The following is a 20,674-nucleotide window of genomic DNA, read 5'->3' on the forward strand; positions in this document are numbered from 1 at the left end:
AGAATGAGAATTGTAATCTCTCAAACTGAGAGGGTAAATTCCATCCCATGGTGCGAGATCACGGCTTCCATCCGGTCCGGGTCACTCGGATCGTCCGGGAGACCACCGACGCGCGGACGTACGTCCTGGACGCCCCGTTCGGGTACCGCGCGGGCCAGTTCCTGACGCTGCGCGCCTGCGGGACGCTGCGCAGCTACTCCATGTCGAGCTCGCCCGACACCGACGGCGAGCTGATGACGACGGTGAAGCGGGTCCCCGGCGGGCTGGTCTCCAACTGGCTGCACGACCACCTGGCCCCGGGCGACCTCATCGAGGTCACCCGGCCGGCGGGGGTCTTCTGCCTGCGCGAGACCACGGCGCCGCTGGTGGCGTTCTGCGGCGGCAGCGGCATCACGCCGGTCATGTCGCTCGCCAAGAGCGCGCTGGCCACCACCGACCGCAGGGTCCGGATCCTGGCGGCAGACCGCGACGCCGGATCGGTCATCTTCGCGGACGCGCTGGCCGAACTGGCGCGGCGGCACCCGTCCCGCTTCGAGATCCGCCACCACCTGGACGCCGACGACGGATTCGTCACGCCCGGCGCGGTGCGCGAGTTCGCCGGGGACGACACGGACGCCGACTTCTACATCTGCGGGCCCGAGCCCTACATGGAGCTGGTGGAACGCGCGCTTCTCGCCCACGGGGCCGCCCCCGAGCGGATCCTCGTCGAGCGCTTCACCCCGGCGGAGGAACCGCCCGCGGCGCCCGAGGCGCCCGCCGAGAGCGAGCTGGAGGGCACGGTCACCATCGTCTTCGCCGGCAAGAAGCACACGGTCCCGCAGCACTCCGGCGAGACGTTCCTGATGAGCGCGCGCCGCGCGGGGCTCAGCCCTCCCTACTCCTGCGAGGCGGGCAACTGCGCCACCTGCATCGCGCAGGTGACCGAGGGCAGGGCCGAGATGCGCGTCAACAACGCGCTGGAGGAGGACGAGGTCGCCGAAGGCTGGGTGCTCACCTGCCAGGGCGAGCCGGCGAGCCCCCGCGTGACCGTCGTCTACGAGGACTGAGCGGCGGGAACGCCGGGAACGGGAGAGTGCCGCATGGTGGACCTCGAAGTGGACGGGGGCGTGGCGGTCATCACGATCGACCGGCCGGAGTCCCGCAACGCGATCGCGCTCGCCACGATGGGGCAGCTCGGGAAGGCCCTCGACGCGGCGGCGGGCGCGCGGGCGCTGGTCGTGCGGGGCGCGGGCGACCGGGCGTTCGTCTCCGGCGGCGACCTGAAGCAGCTGGCGGCGCTCCGCACCCGCGAGGAGGCGTCCGCCATGGCCATGCGGATGCGGCGGATCTGCGACCGGATCGCGTCCTTTCCCGCCCCGGTCGTCGCCGCGCTGAACGGCCACGCGCTGGGCGGCGGCGCGGAGGTCGCGGTGGCCGCCGACATCCGCGTCGCGGCCGCCGACATCAAGATCGGTTTCACCCAGTCCAAGCTCGCGATCATGCCCGCCTGGGGCGGCGCGGAGCGGCTCGCCGCCCTGGTCGGCCGGAGCAGGGCGCTGCTGCTCGCCGGAACCGGCGCGGTGCTGGACGCGGCCGAGGCCGAGCGGGCCGGGCTCGTGGACGTGGTCGTGCCGCGCGACTCGTTCGAGGAGCGGTGGCGCGCGCTGGCCGCGGAGCTGGCGACGCCGTCCGCACGCGAGATCAAGCGGGTCGTGTCGGGCGCCCTGGGCCCCGGCGAGGCCGCCCTGGCGTTCGCCGACCTCTGGGTCGCCGACGCCCACTGGCAGGCCGCGACCCGCTCCCCCCGCCCCCCATCCCGTTGACCTGCGGCGTGTTGTTGTTATCCGCCGGCTCATAACAACAACACGCCGCAGGTCAACGGGGTTCGGGGGTGGCTGAGGCCAGGGCGGTGAGGGCGGCGTCCAGGGCGCCCAGGTCGGCGCCGGACTCCTTGGCGGACTGCCTGACGACCTCCACGTCCTTGGCCAGGAAGGCGCCCGCGGCCGCGGCGAAGGCCGCGACCGAGCCGCGCGCTGCGACGCCGGTCAGCGCGCGGCTCGCGGCGCTCCCGGACGTGAGGGCGCCGAGGAGGACGGACTCGTCCACGCCCAGCCGGCCGCCGAGCCGGACCGCGTCGGCGAGCAGCCCGATCTGGGCCGCGAACACGGCGTTGTTGACGAGTTTCACGCGCAGGCCCGCGCCGGCCGGGCCGACGTGCAGCACCGGATCGCCGTACGCGCCCAGGGCGGGCCGGACGCCTGCCACGGCGTCGTCCGGGCCTCCCACGAAGAGGGTGACCCGGCCGGCCTCGACATCGTGCGGGCCTCCGCTGACGGGGGCGTCGACCACGTGGACGCCGTGCCGGGAGGCGCGGGCGGCGACGGCCTCGATCGTCCGGGGGCTCGCGGTGGTGTGGACGACGAGGACCGACCCGCGCGGCATCCCGGCGAGGAGCGCGTCCCCCAGGCAGACGTCGCGGACCTGATCGTCGGTGAAGACGCACACCAGGACGGCGTCGGCCGAGGCGCCCGCGTCCGCCAGGCCGGCGACGGGCCGGGCGCCGTCGCCGGCGAGCGCGCCGCGGGCCCCGGGCGTCCGGCCGAGCACCCGGACCTCGTGGCCCGCGCCGACGAGGCGGCGGACCATCGGACGTCCCATACGCCCGGCGCCGACGAACCCGAGCCGCATCGCGCACCTCCTGCGGTATTGACCGTCTCCATATATGAAATTAGCATTCTCAATCTCAGAGAGCGAGGCTCAACATGACCGACGCCGCGCGGGCCCGGCACCGGGTCGTCCAGTGGGCGACCGGGAACATCGGCGCCCGCGCGCTGCGCGCCGTGATCGAGCATCCCCGGCTGGACCTGGCCGGCGTCTACGTCCACACGGACGCCAAGGCCGGGCTGGACGCGGGCGAGCTGTGCGGGCTCGGCCCGGCCGGGGTCGCCGCGACGCGCGACATCGGCGAGATCGAGGCGCTCGGCGCCGACTGCGTGCTCTACATGCCGCGCGCCTGCGACGTCGGCGAGGTCTGCCGGCTGCTGGAGTCGGGCGCGAACATCGTCACGACCCGCGGCGAGTTCCACCATCCCGGCAGCCTCGACCCCGCGCTCCGCGAGCGCGTCGAGCGGGCGTGCGAGCGCGGCGGCGCCTCGGTCCACAGCACCGGCAGCAGCCCGGGGTTCGTCTCCGAGGCGCTCCCGCTGGTGCTGACCTCGATCCAGCGGCGGCTCGACGGGCTGACGATCGACGAGTTCGCCGACCTCTCCCGGCGGGACTCGCCGGGCCTGCTCTTCGAGGTGATGGGCTTCGGGAGGCCGCCGGCGGAGTTCGACGAGCAGCGGCTCGAACGCGGCCGCACGAGCTTCGGCCCGTCCCTGCGGCTCGTGGCCGACGCGCTGGGGATGCCGCTCGACTCCGTCGAGGCCGGCGGGGAGGTGGCGACCGCCCGCCGCCGGACCGAGATCGCCGCCGGGGTCCTGGAGGCGGGCACCGTGGCCGCGCAGCGGCTGACGGTGTCCGGGATGCGCGGCGGCCGGCCGGTGCTGCGCTTCCGCGCCTCCTGGTACTGCACCGCCGACCTCGACCCGGCCTGGGACGTCCGCGCCACCGGCTGGCATGTCGCGGTCGACGGCGACGCCCCGCTCGACGTCGACCTCCGGTTCCCCGTGCCGCTGGAGCGGATGGCCGAGACGTCGCCCGCCTACACCGCCAACCGGGCCGTCAACGCGGTGCCGTACGTCTGCGCGGCGCCCCCGGGCATCCGCACCACCGCCGACCTCCCGCAGATCCTCGCGACGCTCGACTGAACCCGCAGTAGAGTCACGTTCTGATTTGCGGTAATATCATTCTCGAATTTGATTTATGACATGTTCACGCTCGTCACACCGCCGCGAAACCCTCGCGAGGAGGCCCATGAGCGCTCCGCCCACCGCCGCCGCCCGCTACGCCGGCACGCGCGTGCCCCGAGTCGAGGACGCCCGCCTGCTGACCGGCCACGGCACGTTCGTGGACGACGTCGTGCGTCCCGGCATGCTGCACGCGTGCTTCGTGCGCAGCCCGATGGCCCGCGCCCGGATCACCGGCGTGGACGCGTCCGAGGCGCTGGCCCTCGACGGCGTCCACGCGGTGTTCCTGGCCGAGGACCTCAATCCGGGCGTGCACGAGCAGTGGTACACGCTGGTCGGCCCCGACGTCCCCGACACCCCCCGGCCGCCGCTGGCCGAGGACGAGGTCCGCTTCGTCGGGGACCCGGTGGCGCTGGTGGTCGCCGCCGACCGCTACCTCGCCGAGGACGCCGCCGAACTGGTCTTCGTCGACTACGACCCGCTGCCGCCCGTCGCCGACTACGTCACCGCGCGCGGCGACGGCGAACTGGTGCACGCCGGCTATCCGGGCAATCTCGCGGGCGAGCTGGCCGGCCCGCCCTTCGACGACCTCGCCCCCGTGTTCGACGAGGCGGCGCTGGTGGTGCGGGAGACCATCTACCAGCAGGCCTACGTGCCGGCGCCCATGGAGACGCGGGGCATCGTGGCGGAATGGTCGGCGCCCACCGGCGACATGTCGATCTGGACGGGGACCCAGTCGCCGCACGAGGTGCGGCTCTTCTGCTCCCGGCTGCTCGGCCTGCCCGAGCACCGGGTGCGGGTCGTCATGCGCGACACCGGCGGCGGCTTCGGGCAGAAGGTCGTCCCGCAGCGCGAGGACATGTGCGTCATGCTCGCCGCGCGGAAGGTGCCCGGCGCGCTGAAGTGGATCGAGGACCGCCGGGAGAACCTGATGTCGGCGGGGCAGGCGCGGCACGCGCACGCCGACGCCCGGATCGCCCTCGACGCCGAGGGCACGATCCTCGCCGCCGCGATCGACTACACCGAGGACGTGGGCGCCTATCCGGTGCCGTGGCCGGTCGGGAACGCGGCGGCCGTCGGGATGTTCTTCCCCGGCCCCTACCGGGTGCCGCGGGCGACCTGGTCCACGGCCTGCGTGTTCTCCAACACCTCCGGGCGCAACGCCTACCGGGGGCCGTGGCAGTACGAGTCGCTGGCGCGCGAAGTCCTGCTGGACGACGCGGCACGCCGGCTGGGCATGGACCCGGCCGACCTGCGCCGCCGCAACCTGCTCCGCCGGGACGAGATGCCGTACTTCAACCCCAACGGCATGCCCTACAGCGACATCACGCCGCTGGAGACGTTCGAGCAGGCGCTGGGGATGCTCGGCTACGAGGCGTTCCGCAAGGAGCAGGAGCGGGCCCGCGCGGACGGACGCCACCTGGGCGTCGGCACCTGCACGTACGTCGAGCCCACGACCGCCATGGTGACGCTGCACAGCACCGAGGGCGCCACGATCAGGATCGAGCCGTCCGGCAAGGTCAACGTGTACATCTCGGGCGGGTCCGCGGGCAACAGCCTGGAGACCACCGCCGTCCAGCTCACCGCCGACGCGCTCGGCGTGGACATCGCCGACGTCGGCACCGTCCAGGGCGACACGGCGATCACCCCGTTCGGCGGCGGCACGGGCGGCAGCCGCTCGGGCTCCATGATCGCCGGAGCCGTCGCCGAGACCGCGGCGGTGCTCCGCGAGCGGATCACCGCGATCGCCGCGCACCGGCTGGAGGCCGCCGCCGAGGACATCGAGCTGGCCGGCGGGCGGGCCGCGGTCCGCGGCGTTCCCGAGTCCGGCCTGCCCCTGGCCGAGATCGCGGACCTCGCCTACTTCCGGCCCGGGGAGCTGCCGCCCGGAGTGCCGGCGGGCCTGGAGGCCAGCGGGCGGTACCGGCCGGACACCCCGATCATCTGGGTCAACGCGACCCACGTATGCACCTGCGAGGTGGAAATCGCCACGGGCAAGGTGACGCTGCTGCGGTACATCGTCAGCGAGGACTGCGGCCCGATGATCAATCCCAGTGTGGTGGAGGGGCAGATCGCGGGCGGCGCCGTCCAGGGCATCGGCGGCGCCCTCTTCGAGCACCTCGCCCACGACGAGGACGGCAACCCCGTCACCACCACCTTCATGGACTACCTGCTCCCCACCTCCACCGAGGTGCCGGACATCGAGTACGGCCACATCGAGACGCCCTCGCCGGGGCCCGGCGGCTACAAGGGCGTCGGCGAGGGCGGCGCGATCGGGGCGCCGCCCGCGGTCGTCAACGCCGTCGCCGACGCCCTCGCGCCGTTCGGCGCGCGGATCACCCGCCTGCCGCTCACACCGGAGCGGGTCGTCTCGCTGGTCCGGGGGGAGAGCGCATGAAGCCGGCGCCGTTCGCCTACCACGCTCCGGCCGACGTCGCCGGCGCCGTCGCCCTGCTCGCGGACCTCGGCGAGGAGGCCAAGGCCATCGCCGGCGGGCAGAGCCTCGTGCCGATGCTGGCGCTCCGGCTCGCGGCCTTCGACCATCTCGTCGACCTGGGCCGGGTGGCCGGGTTGCGCGGCATCGAGCGGCGCGGCGACGACCTCTGGATCGGCGCGGGCACCACGCAGGCGGCGATCGGGCGGTCCGCCGACGTGGCCGCGGACGTCCCCCTGCTGGCCCGCGCCACCCCGCTGATCGGGCACTTCCAGATCCGCAACCGCGGCACCATCGGCGGGTCGCTGGCGCACGCCGACGCCGCCGCCGAGTATCCGGCGGTGGCGCTGGCCCTCGGCGCGCGGATCGAGGCGCGGTCACCGCGCGGGGCCCGGACCATCCCCGCCGACCTGTTCTTCACCGACCTGTGGACCACCGACCTCGCCGCCGACGAGCTGCTGACCGGGGTCGTCCTCCCCGTGCGGCGCGGCCGGTGCGGGTTCGCGATCGAGGAGTTCGCCCGCCGGGCCGGCGACTTCGCCATCGCGGGCGCCGCGGTCGCCGTCGAACTGGACGGCGACGGGCGGATCGGCCGGTGCGGCATCGGCCTGTTCGGCCTCGGCCCGACCGCGCTGCGCGCCACCGCGGCGGAGGACGCGCTCACCGGCGCCGCGGCGGACGGCGTCGACGCCGAGGAGGTCGGCCGCACCGCCGTGTCGGCGCTGGAGTCCGTCCCCGCCGACCTGCACGCATCCGCCGACTACCGCAGACAGGTCGGGGCCGTCATCGTGGCGCGTGCCTGGCGACTGGCCCTCAAGGAGGCGAGCGATGCCTGACGTGGACGTCCAGATGCAGGTCAACGGCACGACACGGCGCGCGAGCGTGCCGCCCCGGCTGACCCTCGCCGACTTCCTGCGCGAGCGGTGCGGGCTCACGGGCACCCACCTCGGCTGCGAGCACGGCGTCTGCGGAGCGTGCTCGGTCCTCATGGACGGCGAGGCCGTCCGCGCCTGCCTGGTCTTCGCCGTCCAGGCCGACGGCACGGAGATCACCACCGTGGAGGGGATCGCCGCACCGGACGGGGAGCTGTCGCCGGTCCAGTCCGCGTTCCGCGACCACCACGGGCTGCAGTGCGGCTTCTGCACCCCCGGTTTCGTCGTCTCGGTCACCGCGCTGCTGCGCGACAACCCCGACCCGACCGACGAGCAGATCCGCGAGGGCCTGTCCGGGAACCTGTGCCGCTGCACCGGTTACCAGGGAATCCTCAAGGCCGTCCGGGCGGCGGCCGACGACGTGGCCGCCGCCCTGGACGGGGCCGGCTGAGAGTTCGGAACACCCCGCTCCACCCACCCGAATCGAGGTAACGATGGCTGGAAGGCTCGAAGGCAAGGTCGCGTTCATCACCGGCGCGGCGCGCGGTCAAGGCCGCAGCCACTGCGTCCGCATGGCCCAGGAGGGCGCGGACATCATCGCGCTCGACATCTGCAAGCAGATCGACACCGTGCCCATCGCCATGTCCACCCCGGAGGACCTCGACGAGACGGTGGCGCAGGTGAAGGCCCTGGGCCGGCGGATCGTCGCCGCCCAGGCCGACGTGCGCGACTACGACGCCATGAAGGCCGTCGTCGACGACGGCGTGACCGAGCTGGGCCGGCTGGACATCGTCGTGGCCAACGCCGGTCTCGCGGCCGACGGCGCGCCCATCCAGGAGATGGACGAGAAGCTGTGGCGCGACTCGATCGACGTCAACCTGACCGGGTCGTGGCTGACCACCAAGGCGTCCGTCCCGCACATCATCGAGGGCGGGCGCGGCGGCGCGATCGTGCTGACCAGCTCGGTGGGCGGGCTGAAGGCCCACCCGTTCGTCGGCAACTACGTCGCGGGGAAGCACGGCATGGTCGGGCTCATGCGCAGCCTCGCCGTGGAGCTGGCGGAGCACAGCATCCGGGTCAACTCCGTCCACCCCACCCAGGTGAACACCCCGATGATGATGAACGACCTGACCTACCGCATGTTCCGCCCCGACCTGGAGAACCCGACGCAGGACGACATCGCCGACATCTCCAAGATGATGAACATGCTGCCGGTGCCGTGGGTCGAGGCGGAGGACATCGCGAACGCGGTGCTCTTCCTCGTGTCGGACGAGGGCCGCTACATCACCGGCGTGACGCTCCCCGTCGACGCCGGCTCCATGCTCAAGTGACGTAAGGGGCACATGACGGGGTGCGCACGCGGCGTCCCGGCCGCGCGGGCAGCGCGCGGGCCGGCGGGCATCGGGGGCCCGCCGGCCCGCGGCCGGGCGCCGCTCAGCCCCGGGGCCGGTTGCGGGGCAGGCCCAGATGGTGCTCGGCGATGACGTCCCGGAGGACCTCGCTCGCCCCGCCGTAGATCGTGGTGACCACGGCCGCCCGGAAGTCGTACTCGAACCGGCCTCCGGCCGGAGCGCCGGGCGCGCCCGGCGCCAGCACCCCCTCGGCGCCCAGGATGTCGAGGGCGTCGCTGTAGTGCCGCTGGGCCGCCTCGGTGAAGAAGAGCTTCCGCATGGTGCCCTGGATCCCCGGCACCCCGCCCTTGGCGGCGTGCCACTCCACCCAGTGGCCGAGGAGCCGGGTCACCTCTTTGTCCACCGCGATCCTGCCGATCCGCTCGGCGACGAGCGGATCGTCCAGGACGGCGGTGCCGTCCGGGCGCCGGGCGCCGCGCGCCCACGCGGCGAGGTCGGCGGCCATCGTCGGCCTCTCGATCGTCCCGGGGCCGCCGACGCCCCGCTCGTAGGTCAGCGCCACCTTCATGACGCTCCAGCCGGCGTCGGCCTCGCCGACGAGGGCGGTGCCGGGGACGCGCACGCCGGTGTAGAAGGTCGCGTTGGTGACCTGGCCGCCGAGCGTGCGGATCGGCCGCCGCTCGTATCCGGCGGCGTCGGTCGGGACGAGGAACATCGACAGCCCCCGGTGCTTGGGCGCGTCCGGGTTCGTCCGGGCCAGGACGAAGACGTGGGTGCACACCTGCGCCGTGCTGGTGAACATCTTCTGGCCGTCGACGACCCACGCGTCCCCGTCCCGGACGGCGGTCGTCTTGGCCGCCGCCACGTCCGAGCCGGAGTCGGGCTCGCTGTACCCGAGCGCCACCAGCAGCTCGCCGCGCAGCGCGGCCGGGACGTACCGGCGCTTCTGCGCCTCGGTCCCGACGTGCATGATCGTGTGCATCACCATGTACGTCGTCGACCACCCGTCGACGTGCAGGTCCCGCCGGGCGATCTCCTCGAACACGGCGCGGGCGAAGCCCGGGTCGACGTCGCTCCCGCCGTACTCCGCCGGCCAGCCCGCGGCGAGGATCCCGTCGCGCGCGAGCAGCTCGTGCAGCGCCGTCGTCTGGTGGCAGCCGCCGTCGCGCTGCTCATCGGCCCATTCCGGCCGGACGTTGGCGTCGGCCCAGACGCGGGCCGCGTCCCGGTGCGCGGCCAGCCCGTCGGACTCCCAGAAATCCATCGTCATGCCCCTTTCGCGTCGTACAGGCGGTGCGGCAGCTCGGCGTACGCGGCCCGCAGGTCGCCGGCCACGAGGGGCCACGCCTTGGCGCGCCGGAAGTAGAGCTGGACGTCGTATTCGAGGGTGTAGCCGTAGCCGCCGTGGACGTGCAGGCTGTCGGACGCCGTCTTGAACGCGGTCTCGGCGGCGAACAGGAACGACATCGTGGCCAGCGGACCGGCCTTCGCCAGGCCGGCGTCGTGCGCCCACGCCGCCTCGTAGCCGAGCAGCCGGGCGCCCTCGATGGCGGTCGCGTTGTCGGCCAGGCGGTGCTGGACGGTCTGGAAGCCCGCGACGGGGACGCCGAACGCCCGGCGCTCCAGGGCGTAGTCGCGGCCGAGGCCGAGGGCCGCGGAGGCGAGCCCGGTCAGCGCCGCGCCGGTCAGCAGCTGCCAGTGGTGCACGGCCCGGCCGTGCAGGGCGCGGGCCCGCGGCCCGGTCGCCAGCACGACCGCCTCGGCCGGGTCGACGCGGCGGTCGGCGACGGGCATGGCGCCGAGGTTGGGGACGGCGGCGGCCGGCCGCCCGTCCGTCCGGGCCACGACGAGGTCGTCGCCCCGCAGCGCGACGACCAGGTCCGCCACCGCGCCCGCCGGGACGAGCCGGGCGACGTCCCCCTCGACGGGGCGCAGCGCGAGGGTCGCCAGCAGTTCGCCGGCGACGGCGGCCGAGACCGGCGCGTCCGGGACGGTGTCTCCCGCGGCGGACGCCAGCAGGGTGTTGGCGACCGCGGCCTCGACCAGCGGCACGGGGGCGAGCGTCCGCCCGAGGGCCTCGGCGGCGATGGCCAGCTCCACGAGGCCGGCGCCGCCTCCGCCCGCGTCCTCGGGGACGGCCATCGAGCCGAGGCCCATCTCCGTCGCCTTGCGCCAGAGCGCGGCGTCGAAGCCGAGCGGTTCGGCGTCCCGCACGACGGCGGGGGGCGACTCCTTCTGGAAGAACTCGCGCAGGGCGGCGCGCAGCGCTTCCTGCTCGGCGGTGAAGTCCAGATCCACGATGGTCAGCCTCTCAAATATGAGAGTCACATTCTCGCATCGCGGGGCCCGGCGGGTACACCGCGCCGGGCGAACTAGTATGAAAGTATGTGCACACTCACCTAGCGCATGACGTTCCACGAAGGCGAGGAGGCCCCGTGAGCGAGTCGGCCACCCGGGCGGCCAAGCCCGCCGATGACGCGCCGCGCCCGCGACGGCGTCTCACCGCCCAGGCCCGCAAGAGCTCGATCCTGGCCGCCGCGCGCCGCGCGTTCACCGAGACCGGCGACATGAACGGCACCACGATCAAGGTGATCGCCGAGCACAGCGGCATCAGCGAGGGCGTGATCTACCGCCACTTCGAGAGCAAGGACCAGCTGTTCTTCGAGGCCGTCGTCGAGCCGCTCAAGGAGGCGGTGGACCAGCTCGTCGCCGCCACCGCCGACATCGACCGGGACGAGCCGCTGACGCCCGAGCGCCAGGTCACCACGATGGCGGGCCTCTACAAGCAGCTCATCTCGACGCTGGCGGAGATCCTCCCGCTGCTCGGCCTGGTCCTGTTCGGCGACCCCGAGGTGGCCCGGCGGTTCTACCGGGAGAACTTCGCGGTCGCCATGGACCGCCTGGCCGAGGCATGGCGCGAGGTCGAGGACAGGTACGGCTTCCCGTTCGAGTCCCCGGACATCTCGGCCCGCGCGGTGATGGGCATCGCGCTCATCCTCGCCCTGGAGAGCCGGCACCGCGGCAAGTTCGACCGGGACCGCGCGGTCGCGCTGATCAGCGAGGGCACCGTGAAGGGCTTCTTCCCGGCCATGGAGCCCGCGGGCCGCCAGGGCTGACCCGCGCGCCCGCCCGCTACGCGGGCGCCGCGACGTCCAGCACGAACGCGGTGGCCATCCCGCCGCCCGCGCACATGGCGGGCTCCATCCGCAAGTGAGTGAGTATTCTCTTTTATTGCTCCGCATAGTAACTTCGGCCCATGGCGACGGCAACGGTGAACGGCCTCACGGTCGGCTACGAGGTGATCGGCGGGCAGGGGGGCGGGCAGGGCAGGACGTGGGCGCTCACGCCCGGCGGCCGGGACGGCAGGGACACGCCGGGCCTGCGCGAACTGGCGTCCGCGCTCGCCGAGCGCGGCCACCGGGTGCTCCTCTGGGACCGCCCGAACACCGGCGAGTCGGACGTGTGCTTCACCGGGTCCTCGGAGTCGGCGATGCAGGCCGGCGTCCTGGCCGGGCTGCTGGCGCGGCTGGACATGGCGCCCGCGGTGATCGCCGGCGGGTCCGGGGGCTCGCGGGTCTCGCTGCTGACCGCGGCGCGGCACCGCGAGGTCGCGTCCGGGCTCGCCGTGTGGTGGATCAGCGGCGGCGTCTTCGGGCTGCTGAGCATCGCGAACCACTACTGCGGCGGTTCGATCCGGGCCGCGTGGGAGGGCGGCATGGCGGCCGTCGCCGCGCTTCCCGAGTGGGCCGAGGTCCTCGACCGGAACCCGGCCAACCGGCGCCGCCTGCTGGAGGCGGACCCGGGCGGCTTCATCGCGGTGCTCGAGCGCTGGATGGCCGCGTACTGCCCCCGCGACGGCGAACTCGTCCCCGGCCTGCCCGACGAGGACGCGCGTGCCCTCGACGTCCCGGCGCTGGTGTTCCGCAGCGGCGCGAGCGACGTCCACCACCGGCGCGAGACCTCCGAGCACGTCGCCGAACTGCTGCCGGACGCCCGGCTCGTGGAACCGCCCTGGGGCGACGGGGAGTGGCACGAGAGGCAGGCGGCGCGCACGGCGGGCACGGCTCCCGGCCTGTTCGTCCGCTGGCCGCTGCTCGCGCCGGTCCTGCACGAGTGGGCGGCCGACGTCCTTCCGACGGCCTGAAGGGACGGCACATGGCCGGCATCAGCATCGCGCGCCGGATCCTGGACCTCGCCGGGGACCGGCCCGGCCGGGTCGTGCTCCGCCATCTCGGACCGGACGGCGCCGAGACGGCGTTCACCTGGCCGGACCTGGAGCGGCGCTCGGGCCGCCTCGCCGGTGCGCTGGCCGCGCGGGGACTCGGCGCCGGCGACCGGCTCGGGCTCGCGCTGCGCAACTCGCCCGAGTTCACGCTGAGCGCGCTCGCCGCGTGGCGGCTCGGGGCGGTGCCGGTGCCCGTCCGCTGGGACGTGCCCGGCTGGGAGCTGGGCCGGCTGCGCGAGGTCATCGAGCCGAAGGTCCATCTCGGCGCGGACGACCTGGGCTGGATCGACGCGGCCGCGGACCTCGACCCGCCCGAACTGCCGGACGTGGTCTCGCCGCACCTCAACGGCATCTGCAGCAGCGGTTCGACGGGCCTCCCGAAGGTCATCCTCAGCGAGCGGCCCGGCCTGTTCGACCCGGCGCTCGGCGCGCCGATCATGGCCCTGTGGGCGCCGGTCCCCCGGCCGCAGCGCGTCCTGGTCCTCGCCCCGATGTACCACGCCAACGGGTTCTCGGCGCTGTTCAGCCTGCTGGCCGGGGACGAGCTGGTCGTACTGGGGGGCTTCGACGCCGCGCGCGCCGCCGACGCGGTCGAGCGGCACCGGATCTCGACGTTCACCGCCACGCCGACGATGCTGCAGCGCATCGCCGACCTTCCCGGCATCGACGGCCGCGACCTGTCGAGCCTGCGGTTCGTCCTCCAGGGCGCGGCCCCGATGCCGCCGTCCCTCGTCCACCGGTGGGCCGGCCTGATCGGCGCGGAGCGCCTCGTGATGGCGTACGGAATGACCGAGGGCCTGGGCATCACCGCCCTGCGCGGCGACGAGTGGATGACGCACCGGGGCAGCGTCGGGCGGGGCCTGCGCGACACCGAGCTGCGCGTCCTCGGCACGTCCGGCGAACCCGTCCCGGCCGGCGAGATCGGCGAGGTCTACCTGCGGTCCCCGGCCTACCGCGGCTACCGCTACGTCGGCGGCGCGCCCCGCCTGAAGGGGACCGAGGACGGCTTCCAGACCGCCGGGGACATGGGGTACCTCGACGGCGAGGGCTACCTCTACCTCATCGACCGCCGGGTCGACATGATCGTCACGGGCGGCGCGAACGTCTTCCCGGCCGAGGTCGAGGCGGCGCTCATCGACCATCCCGCGATCGCCGACGTCGTCGTCATCGGGCTGCGCGACGCGGAGTGGGGCCGCCGGGTGCACGCCGTCATCGAGCCCGCCGACCCCGCCGCGCCACCCGCGCACCACGAGGTCGTCGCCTACGCCAAGGCCCGGCTGGCGCCCTACAAGGTCCCGAAGACGACCGAGATCGTGGACGCGGTCCCGCGCAGCGCGGCCACGAAGGTCAACCGCGGCGCGCTCGTCGAGGCGCGCGGCGGCTGACCCGCCCGCTCAGGCGGACGTCACCACCCGTCCGGGCAGCTCCCCGGTCAGCTCGTCGTGGTCGACCAGGACCCTGCCGTTGACGATCGTGCAGTCGTAGCCGCGGGCCCGCTGCACGAAGCGGTTCGCGCCGAGCGGGAAGTCGGCCGCCATCTCGGGCGTGTGCAGGTAGAGGCCGTCCAGGTCGAGGACGTTCAGGTCGGCGAAGGCGCCCGGCCTGAGGACGCCCCGATCGGCGATCCCGAACAGGTCGGCGCCCTCCAGGGTCAGCTTCCTGACCGCCCGGCCGATGTCGAGCAGCCCCTCGTCGCGCACCCAGTGCTTCAGGAGGTAGGTGGTGTTGCCCGCGTCCATCGTCAGGGCGACGTGCGCGCCGGCGTCGGCCACCCCCACCACGACGTCGGGGTTGGCGATCATCTGGGCCACCGCGCCGAGGTCCTGGTTGAGCACCGGGTAGTAGAGCAGCCCGAGGCCGCGGGTCTCGGCCAGGTAGTCGAGGAGCGCGGCGGCGGGGCCGGTGCCGCGCCGGGCGGCCTCGGCGGCCAGGCTGCGGCCGGGGCTCACGTCGTAGTCGGCCGGCCCCGGGGGCATGAGGTAGAGCTTGGCCGGGTCCTTGGGCGCCAGCGGGCCCGACCCCTCGACCGGCCGCTCGGCCTCCTCGGCCAGGCGGCGCCGGACGGACGCGTCCGACAGCGCCGCGAGCCGCTCGCCGAACGCCATGGCCGTGAAGCCGGCCCAGCCCGGCAGCGTGTCGTAGGGCATCCGGCCGGCCAGGCAGTAGACGATGGCGCTCCCCCGCACCGCGGTCATCGGGCGCAGGTCGGCGCCGCGGCCCCGGGCCTCGGCCACCCGGTCCAGCACCCAGGACCAGAGGCCCGGCCGGCGGTCGCTCTGCATGATGGAGAACGCCAGCGGACGGCCGGACGCGCGGCTCACCTCCTCCATCCACGCCATCTCGGCGGCGGAGTTGCGCCGCTCCGCGCCGTCCCGCTCGCCGATGCGGGGCACGACCTGGAAGGCGCCGCGGCCGCGTTCGGCCATGGCGCCGGCGATGGCGGCCAGCTCGGCGGGCAGCGCGTGGGTGCCCGGCACCGGACGGCCGTCCGGCACGGTGTGCATGAAGGTGCGCGACGTCGAGAAGCCGAGGGCGCCGGCGTCGACGGCCTCGCCGACGAGGGCCGCCATCGCGGCGATGTCGTCGCCGGTGGCGGGCGCCTCGCCGAGGGCGCGCTCCCCCATGACGTAGGTCCGCAGGGCGCAGTGGCCGACCAGGCCGCCCGCGTTCACGCCGAGCGCGCGCCGCCCGAGCGCCCGGAGGTAGTCGCCGTAGGACTCCCACCCCCAGTCGAGCCCGTCCATGATCGAGTCGGCCGGGATGTCCTCGACCGACTCCATCATCGCGGCCAGGTAGCCCTCCCGCCCGGGGCGGACGGGCGCGAAGGTCACGCCGCAGTTGCCCATCACGACGGTGGTGACGCCGTGGTGGCACGAGGGCGTGGCCGCCGGGTCCCAGAAGAGCTGGGCGTCGAGGTGGGTGTGGACGTCGATGAACCCGGGGGTCACGTACCGGCCGGCCGCGTCGATCTCGCGGCGGCCCCGGCCGACGGCCCCGCCGACCTCGGTGACGCGGTCGCCGTCGACGGCGACGTCGGCCCGCCTGGGCGCGGCGCCCGTGCCGTCCACCACGTCGCCGTTGCGGATCACGATGTCGTGCATGGCTGCGTCCCTCCGGCCGGGCAGCACGGTTCTGCCACCGCTGGTCTGCACCACGGGTCACGGCGACGCTAACAGAGTATGTGTTCACTTTGCTAGAGTGGCGGCGGGCACGGGCGCCGCCCGGCCCGATCGGCTCGATTCGGGAGTGCACGTGGGATCGATGGACGGGCGCGTAGTGATCGTCACCGGCGCGAGCCGCGGCATCGGGCAGCACATCGCCGAGCGGTTCGCGGCCGAGGGCGCCGCCGTCGCCCTGGTGGCGCGGACGGCGGCGGCGGGCGCCTCGGTGCTGCCCGGGTCGCTCGACGAGGTCATGGAGCGGATCCGGGCGAAGGGCGGCCGGGCGGCAGCCGTGCGCGCCGACCTCACCGCGCCCGGCGACGTCGAGTCGATCGTGGCGCGGGCCGAGGGGGCGCTCGGCCCGGTCGACACCCTGGTGAACAACGCGGGCGTGAACTTCTACGGCCCGGCCCTCGACGTCCCGGCGCGCCGCTACGCGCTGATGTTCCAGATGATGGTGCACGCCCCGTTCCGGCTGTGCCAGCTGGCCGTCCCGGGAATGATGGAGCGGCGCCGCGGCTGGATCCTCAACATCACCTCCAAGCAGGGCCGCCATCCGCTCGGGCCGCCGTACCCCGACTGGGCGAGCGACGGCTGCGTCCCCTACGGGATGTGCAAGGCGGCCCTCGACCGGCTCACGACCGGCCTCGCCGCGGAGGTGCACGGCTCGGGGGTGAGCGTCAACTCCCTCGGGACGTCCGGCCTCGTGATGACGCCCGGCGTGGCCGTGGTCTCGCCGCACACGCCCGACGACGTCCCCGTCGAGGAGGACGGCGTGATGGCCGAGGCCGCGCTCGCGCTGTGCGGTGCGCCGCCCGGCGCCGTGACCGGCCGGATCGCCTACAGCATGGAGTACCTCGGCCGCCCGTTCCCCGACGGGCCGTGGGCCCTGTCCTCTACCTACTGAAGTCCGCCGCCTACTCAAGAAGGAGATCGCCAGATGCAGGTCAGTGTGGATCCGGACCGGTGCCAGGGACACGCCCGCTGCTGGGAGATCTGCCCCGAGGTCTTCGAACTGGACGAGCAGGGGCACGGGGCGGCGCCGGTCGGCGAGGTGCCGCCCGAACTCCAGGACAAGGCCCGCGACGCGGCGCGCAACTGCCCCGAACGCGCCATCACCGTGAGCTGAGCGCGCCGCGACCGCCCCCTGAGCGGAGCGGCCGCGGCGGCTGGGCGGGGCGGGGTCTCAGACCTTGATGGTGGCGGGGTCGGCCGGGGTGAAGTCGTAGACCCGGGCGGCGTTGCCCATGGTGATCTTGTACTGGACGTCCTCGGGCAGGTCGCCGAGCCACTTGTTGGCCATCTGCACCGTGTCGGGCCACGTCGAGTCCGAGTGCGGGTAGTCGCACTCCAGCATCACGTTGTCCTCGCCGATGACGTCGAGCAGCCGCAGGCCGGCGTTGTCCTCGATGAACGTCCCGAAGACGTGGTCCTTGAACAGCCGGCGGATGTCGGTGTCCAGGTCGAACCGGGACTCGCCCTTCCGCTCGCCGCGGTCGTGCGCGGCGTTCATGCCGATGTCGAAGCGGGACGCCCAGAACCGCTGCTTGTCGATGACCTGCTCGGCGCGCTCCAGGAAGTACGGCATCCAGCCGATCGAGCCCTCCGACAGCGCGATCTTCAGGTTCGGGAACCGGGTGAAGTTGCCGCTGAACAGCCAGTCCAGCAGCGTGCCCGCCTGGTTGGCCGCCGCGGAGTAGGCCATGAACGCGAGCGTCGGCATGTCCTCGGACGTGCGGATGAGGTTCGACGACGACCCGACGTGCATCGAGATGACGAAGCCGGTCTCGTCGCAGGCGCGGAACACCGGGTCCCAGTGGTCGGTGTGGATCGACGGCAGCCCGAGCTTCGTCGGGTTCTCCGAGAAGGCGATCGACTTGGCGCCGCGCGCGGCGGTCCGCTCGATCTCGGCGGCGGCGGCCGCCGGGTCCCACAGCGGGATGATCATCATCGGGATGAAGCGGCCCGGGTGGGCCGCGGCGAACTCCTCCAGGATGAAGTCGTTCCACGCCCGCACGCAGAGGAGCCCGAGCTCCTTGTCCTTCGCCTCGTGGAAGACCTGCCCGCAGTAGCGGGGGAACGACGGGAACAGCATCGACGACAGGACGAAGCCCTGGTTCATGTCGGCGATGCGGGCGGCGGGGTCGTAGCAGCCCGCGCGCATCTCGTCGTAGGTGATCGGCTCGGGCGAGAACTCCTCCCGCTTCTTGCCGGCCACGGCGTTCAGGCCGATGGTGGCGATCTGGCGGTCCTCGTAGGCCCAGAACTCCGAGTCGCCCTCCCGGACGATCCGCGGCCCGGTGTCCCGCCACCGCCGCGGCAACCGGTCCCGCCACAGCCCGGACGGCTCGATGAGGTGGTCATCGACCGAGATGAACCAGTTGAACGACATGGAGAGCTCCCAACTGCCCCGCCGTATGAAAGCGAACGCTCACTACATAGTAGACAGCGCCCCGCCCGCACACCAGGGGGTCGCGACGCCTCGGGCACCATCCGGTCCTCTCCTCCGGCGCCGGACGGTCGGGCTAGACGATCACGGTCCGCACGCCCTCGGCGCGGGCCGTCAGGTCGAGCCCGTCGTTGACCTGGTCGAGCCCGATCCGCCGGGAGACCATCGAGCCCAGGTCGAGCCGGCCGGCCTCGGCGAGCCGGATGAAGCGCGGGAAGTCGCGCAGGATCTGGGCCCCGCCGACGACGGAACCGGCGAGGCGCTTGCCGGAGAAGACCGCCTGGACCGCCGGAAGCGTCAGGTTGGCGCCCGCCTCCGGCATGCCGACGAGCGTCACCGCGCCCTGGACCCGCGCCATGTCGAACGCCTGGACCATCAGCTCGGGCCTCCCGACGACCTCGAACGTGTAGTCGGCCCCCTGCCCGCCGGTCAGCTCCCGGACCTGCCCGACCGGGTCGCCCGCCGCCGGGTCGACGGTGTGCGTGGCGCCGGCGCGGACGCTCGACTCGCGGCGGCCGGGCACCGGGTCGACGGCGATGATGAGGGCGGCGCCCGCGATGCGCGCCCCTTGGACCACCGACTGGCCGACGCCCCCGCAGCCGATCACCGCGACGCTGGAGCCGGGGACGACGCCGGCGGTGTTGAGGACGGCGCCCACCCCGGTCGTGACGCCGCAGCCGAGGAGGGCGAGCTCCTCGTCCGCGAGGTCGGTCTCCACGGGGACGACGGACGCCTCATGCACGACCATGGCCTCGGCGAACGTCCCGCAGCCGCAGAGCGCGGCGGCCCACCGGCCGCCGTCCAGCTCGAACCGGGGCGCGGCCTTCACCACGGGGTTCAGCTCGCAGTGGTTGGACATCCCGCCGACGCACCGCCCGCAGTGCCCGCAGGCGGGCGAGACCGACGCGAGCACCCGGTCTCCGGCGCGGACCCTGCGCACCTCCGGGCCGGTCTCCTCGACGATGCCGCAGCCCTCGTGGCCGGGGACGATCGGCAGCGGGAGCGCGGACCGTCCCCCGATCACGTTGAGGTCGGTGTGGCAGATGCCGCTGGCGGTCACGCGCACGAGGACGTCCCGGGGCCCGACGTCCGGGACGGGAAGGTCCTCCACCACGACGGGCCGGCCGGCCTCGTGGGCGACGGCGACCTTCACCGGCCGACGGCGGGGTCGGGCAGGCCGAGCAGTCCGGCGGTGTTCCCGCGCAGCACCTTGCGGGTGGTGTCGGCGTCGCAGCCGGCGAGCCGGGGGACGTAGTCGCGGGGCTCGCGGAGCCCTTCGGGATGCGGGTAGTCCGAGCCGAAGAGGACGTGGCCCGCGCCGACGGCGCCGATGAGGTCGTCCACGTCGTCCTCGGGGAACGGGCAGACCCACAGGTGCGCCGAGAGGGCCTCGCCGGGGCGCGGCGGCAGCTCGCCGCCGATCATGGGGCCGCGGCGGCCCAGCGCCGCCGCCTTGTCGACCGTCTTGAGGAGCGGCCTGAGCCAGCCGGAGCCGTTCTCGATCGAGACGATCCGCACGTCGGGATGCCGGCCGAAGAGGTTGTGCAGCGCGAGCGCGATGAGGGTGTCGACGACCGGCCGCTCGGTGTTGCACAGCGCCCATTGCAGCGGGGACTGCAGGTGCGAGGGGTTGGCCGGGTTCTCGGACCAGTGCGTGCCGTAGAAGTGCTGGTAGCCGCTGTTGGCCACGTGGAACACGACGGGGACGCCGGCCTCGGCCACGGTCGCCCAGAACGGGTCGAAGACCGGGTCGGCGGGCGAGCGGCCGCCCTGGGGGCCCGGGCAGAGGTGGACGAGGCGCGCCCCGGCGTCCATGACGCGGCGCAGCTCGGCCATCGCCCGGTCGATGTCGAGCAGCGACAGCATCGGCACGCCGAAGATGCGGCCGTCGGCCCCGTAGCCCCAGTCCTCCTCCAGCCAGCGGTTGAACGCGCGCAGGCTCGCGTAGGTCAGCTCGACGTCGTCCCTCATGTCGTACTCGACCGCGACGCCGAGGGTGGGCAGCATGATCGTCGCTTCGAGGCCCTGGTCGTCCATCCGCGCGAGGCGGGCCGGCCGCTCGGTGAACTCGGGGTGGTCCCTGGCGCTGATCACCTCGCGGTGCGTGAAGCCGTCCGCGACCCCGCCGGCGAACAGCCCCTGGAGCGCGCCGGGCGCCGAGGCGTGGTCGCCGGGCATGACGCTCATGAACGTCCGGCCGCCGCGCAGGAAGACGCGCCCGAGGCCGTCGGCGCCCCGCACGACGCGGACGGTGTCGTCCTTGAACCGCGCCTCGATGTGGCGGGAGAAGCAGTCGTCGGGCTCGTAGTAGTGCCCATCCGCGTCGATCAGCCGATACTCCGGCACGGTGCACC

The 20,674-nt window shown here is 73.9% G+C and carries 19 protein-coding genes; 12 read left to right on the forward strand and 7 right to left on the reverse strand.

What is annotated here, in order from left to right; all coding sequences use genetic code 11:
- Positions 1 to 47 precede the first annotated feature (47 nt).
- Both ACA511_RS26490 and ACA511_RS26495 read left to right on the forward strand, forming a co-directional pair.
- Positions 48 to 1,046, forward strand: a complete 999-nt coding sequence (locus tag ACA511_RS26490; RefSeq protein WP_375027309.1) for a 2Fe-2S iron-sulfur cluster-binding protein — start codon at positions 48 to 50, stop codon at positions 1,044 to 1,046.
- Positions 1,047 to 1,079: 33 nt separating this feature from the next.
- On the forward strand, positions 1,080 to 1,802 hold the full coding sequence (locus ACA511_RS26495) for an enoyl-CoA hydratase/isomerase family protein (RefSeq protein ID WP_375027310.1): 723 nt from the start codon (positions 1,080 to 1,082) through the stop codon (positions 1,800 to 1,802).
- Between the two features lie 52 nt (positions 1,803 to 1,854).
- Here ACA511_RS26495 and ACA511_RS26500 read toward each other — a convergent pair whose 3' ends face one another.
- Positions 1,855 to 2,667 (reverse strand): NAD(P)-dependent oxidoreductase, encoded by an 813-nt coding sequence (locus ACA511_RS26500; protein WP_375027311.1) that lies wholly within the window; start codon positions 2,665 to 2,667, stop codon positions 1,855 to 1,857.
- A gap of 74 nt (positions 2,668 to 2,741) precedes the next feature.
- On the opposite strand from ACA511_RS26500, the gene ACA511_RS26505 reads away from it, so the two are divergent.
- The 5 genes from ACA511_RS26505 to ACA511_RS26525 all read left to right on the forward strand — a co-directional run bounded on the left by ACA511_RS26505 (position 2,742) and on the right by ACA511_RS26525 (position 8,464).
- The gene (locus ACA511_RS26505; RefSeq protein ID WP_375027312.1) at positions 2,742 to 3,788 is read left to right on the forward strand and encodes a hypothetical protein; all 1,047 of its coding nucleotides are present in this window, start codon (positions 2,742 to 2,744) and stop codon (positions 3,786 to 3,788) included.
- A 106-nt stretch (positions 3,789 to 3,894) separates the two neighbouring features.
- Positions 3,895 to 6,225 (forward strand): xanthine dehydrogenase family protein molybdopterin-binding subunit, encoded by a 2,331-nt coding sequence (locus tag ACA511_RS26510; RefSeq protein WP_375027313.1) that lies wholly within the window; start codon positions 3,895 to 3,897, stop codon positions 6,223 to 6,225.
- On the forward strand, positions 6,222 to 7,097 hold the full coding sequence (locus ACA511_RS26515) for an FAD binding domain-containing protein (protein WP_375027314.1): 876 nt from the start codon (positions 6,222 to 6,224) through the stop codon (positions 7,095 to 7,097). The genes ACA511_RS26510 and ACA511_RS26515 overlap by 4 nt, the downstream gene beginning before the upstream one ends.
- On the forward strand, positions 7,090 to 7,584 hold the full coding sequence (locus ACA511_RS26520; RefSeq protein ID WP_375027315.1) for a (2Fe-2S)-binding protein: 495 nt from the start codon (positions 7,090 to 7,092) through the stop codon (positions 7,582 to 7,584). Before ACA511_RS26515 ends, ACA511_RS26520 begins: the two co-directional genes overlap by 8 nt.
- 43 nt (positions 7,585 to 7,627) lie before the next feature.
- Positions 7,628 to 8,464: a mycofactocin-coupled SDR family oxidoreductase gene (locus tag ACA511_RS26525; protein ID WP_375027316.1), complete on the forward strand. Its 837-nt coding sequence runs from the start codon at positions 7,628 to 7,630 to the stop codon at positions 8,462 to 8,464.
- A gap of 103 nt (positions 8,465 to 8,567) precedes the next feature.
- Here the strand turns inward: ACA511_RS26525 and ACA511_RS26530 are convergent, their stop codons facing one another.
- Together ACA511_RS26530 and ACA511_RS26535 are read right to left on the reverse strand one after the other, a co-directional pair.
- Positions 8,568 to 9,749: an acyl-CoA dehydrogenase family protein gene (locus ACA511_RS26530; RefSeq protein ID WP_375027317.1), complete on the reverse strand. Its 1,182-nt coding sequence runs from the start codon at positions 9,747 to 9,749 to the stop codon at positions 8,568 to 8,570.
- A gap of 2 nt (positions 9,750 to 9,751) precedes the next feature.
- On the reverse strand, positions 9,752 to 10,783 hold the full coding sequence (locus ACA511_RS26535) for an acyl-CoA dehydrogenase family protein (RefSeq protein WP_375027318.1): 1,032 nt from the start codon (positions 10,781 to 10,783) through the stop codon (positions 9,752 to 9,754).
- Between the two features lie 137 nt (positions 10,784 to 10,920).
- Between ACA511_RS26535 and ACA511_RS26540 the strand changes: the two genes are divergently transcribed.
- From ACA511_RS26540 to ACA511_RS26550, 3 genes are all read left to right on the forward strand, one after another.
- Positions 10,921 to 11,601 (forward strand): TetR/AcrR family transcriptional regulator, encoded by a 681-nt coding sequence (locus tag ACA511_RS26540; RefSeq protein WP_375027319.1) that lies wholly within the window; start codon positions 10,921 to 10,923, stop codon positions 11,599 to 11,601.
- Positions 11,602 to 11,741: 140 nt separating this feature from the next.
- Positions 11,742 to 12,629, forward strand: a complete 888-nt coding sequence (locus ACA511_RS26545) for an alpha/beta fold hydrolase (RefSeq protein WP_375027504.1) — start codon at positions 11,742 to 11,744, stop codon at positions 12,627 to 12,629.
- An 11-nt stretch (positions 12,630 to 12,640) separates the two neighbouring features.
- On the forward strand, positions 12,641 to 14,095 hold the full coding sequence (locus ACA511_RS26550) for a class I adenylate-forming enzyme family protein (protein ID WP_375027320.1): 1,455 nt from the start codon (positions 12,641 to 12,643) through the stop codon (positions 14,093 to 14,095).
- Positions 14,096 to 14,104: 9 nt separating this feature from the next.
- Here ACA511_RS26550 and ACA511_RS26555 read toward each other — a convergent pair whose 3' ends face one another.
- A complete protein-coding gene (locus tag ACA511_RS26555; RefSeq protein ID WP_375027321.1) occupies positions 14,105 to 15,811 on the reverse strand; it encodes an amidohydrolase family protein in 1,707 nt (568 codons plus the stop codon).
- A 160-nt stretch (positions 15,812 to 15,971) separates the two neighbouring features.
- On the opposite strand from ACA511_RS26555, the gene ACA511_RS26560 reads away from it, so the two are divergent.
- Positions 15,972 to 16,778 (forward strand): SDR family NAD(P)-dependent oxidoreductase, encoded by an 807-nt coding sequence (locus tag ACA511_RS26560; protein WP_375027497.1) that lies wholly within the window; start codon positions 15,972 to 15,974, stop codon positions 16,776 to 16,778.
- Positions 16,779 to 16,811: 33 nt separating this feature from the next.
- Positions 16,812 to 17,000, forward strand: a complete 189-nt coding sequence (locus ACA511_RS26565; RefSeq protein ID WP_375027322.1) for a ferredoxin — start codon at positions 16,812 to 16,814, stop codon at positions 16,998 to 17,000.
- 57 nt (positions 17,001 to 17,057) lie between these two features.
- On the opposite strand, the gene ACA511_RS26570 is transcribed toward ACA511_RS26565, so the two are convergent.
- The 3 genes from ACA511_RS26570 to ACA511_RS26580 all read right to left on the reverse strand — a co-directional run bounded on the left by ACA511_RS26570 (position 17,058) and on the right by ACA511_RS26580 (position 20,666).
- Entirely contained in the window at positions 17,058 to 18,263 is a 1,206-nt protein-coding gene (locus ACA511_RS26570) for an amidohydrolase family protein (protein ID WP_375027323.1), read from the reverse strand.
- 133 nt (positions 18,264 to 18,396) lie between these two features.
- Entirely contained in the window at positions 18,397 to 19,473 is a 1,077-nt protein-coding gene (locus tag ACA511_RS26575; RefSeq protein WP_375027324.1) for a Zn-dependent alcohol dehydrogenase, read from the reverse strand.
- Positions 19,470 to 20,666, reverse strand: coding sequence for an amidohydrolase family protein (locus ACA511_RS26580; RefSeq protein WP_375027325.1), 1,197 nt, complete (start codon positions 20,664 to 20,666; stop codon positions 19,470 to 19,472). Before ACA511_RS26580 ends, ACA511_RS26575 begins: the two co-directional genes overlap by 4 nt.
- Positions 20,667 to 20,674 lie beyond the last annotated feature (8 nt).

It is taken from the genome of Actinomadura sp. GTD37, from assembly GCF_041951365.1.
In the GTDB taxonomy this organism is placed as follows: domain Bacteria; phylum Actinomycetota; class Actinomycetes; order Streptosporangiales; family Streptosporangiaceae; genus Spirillospora.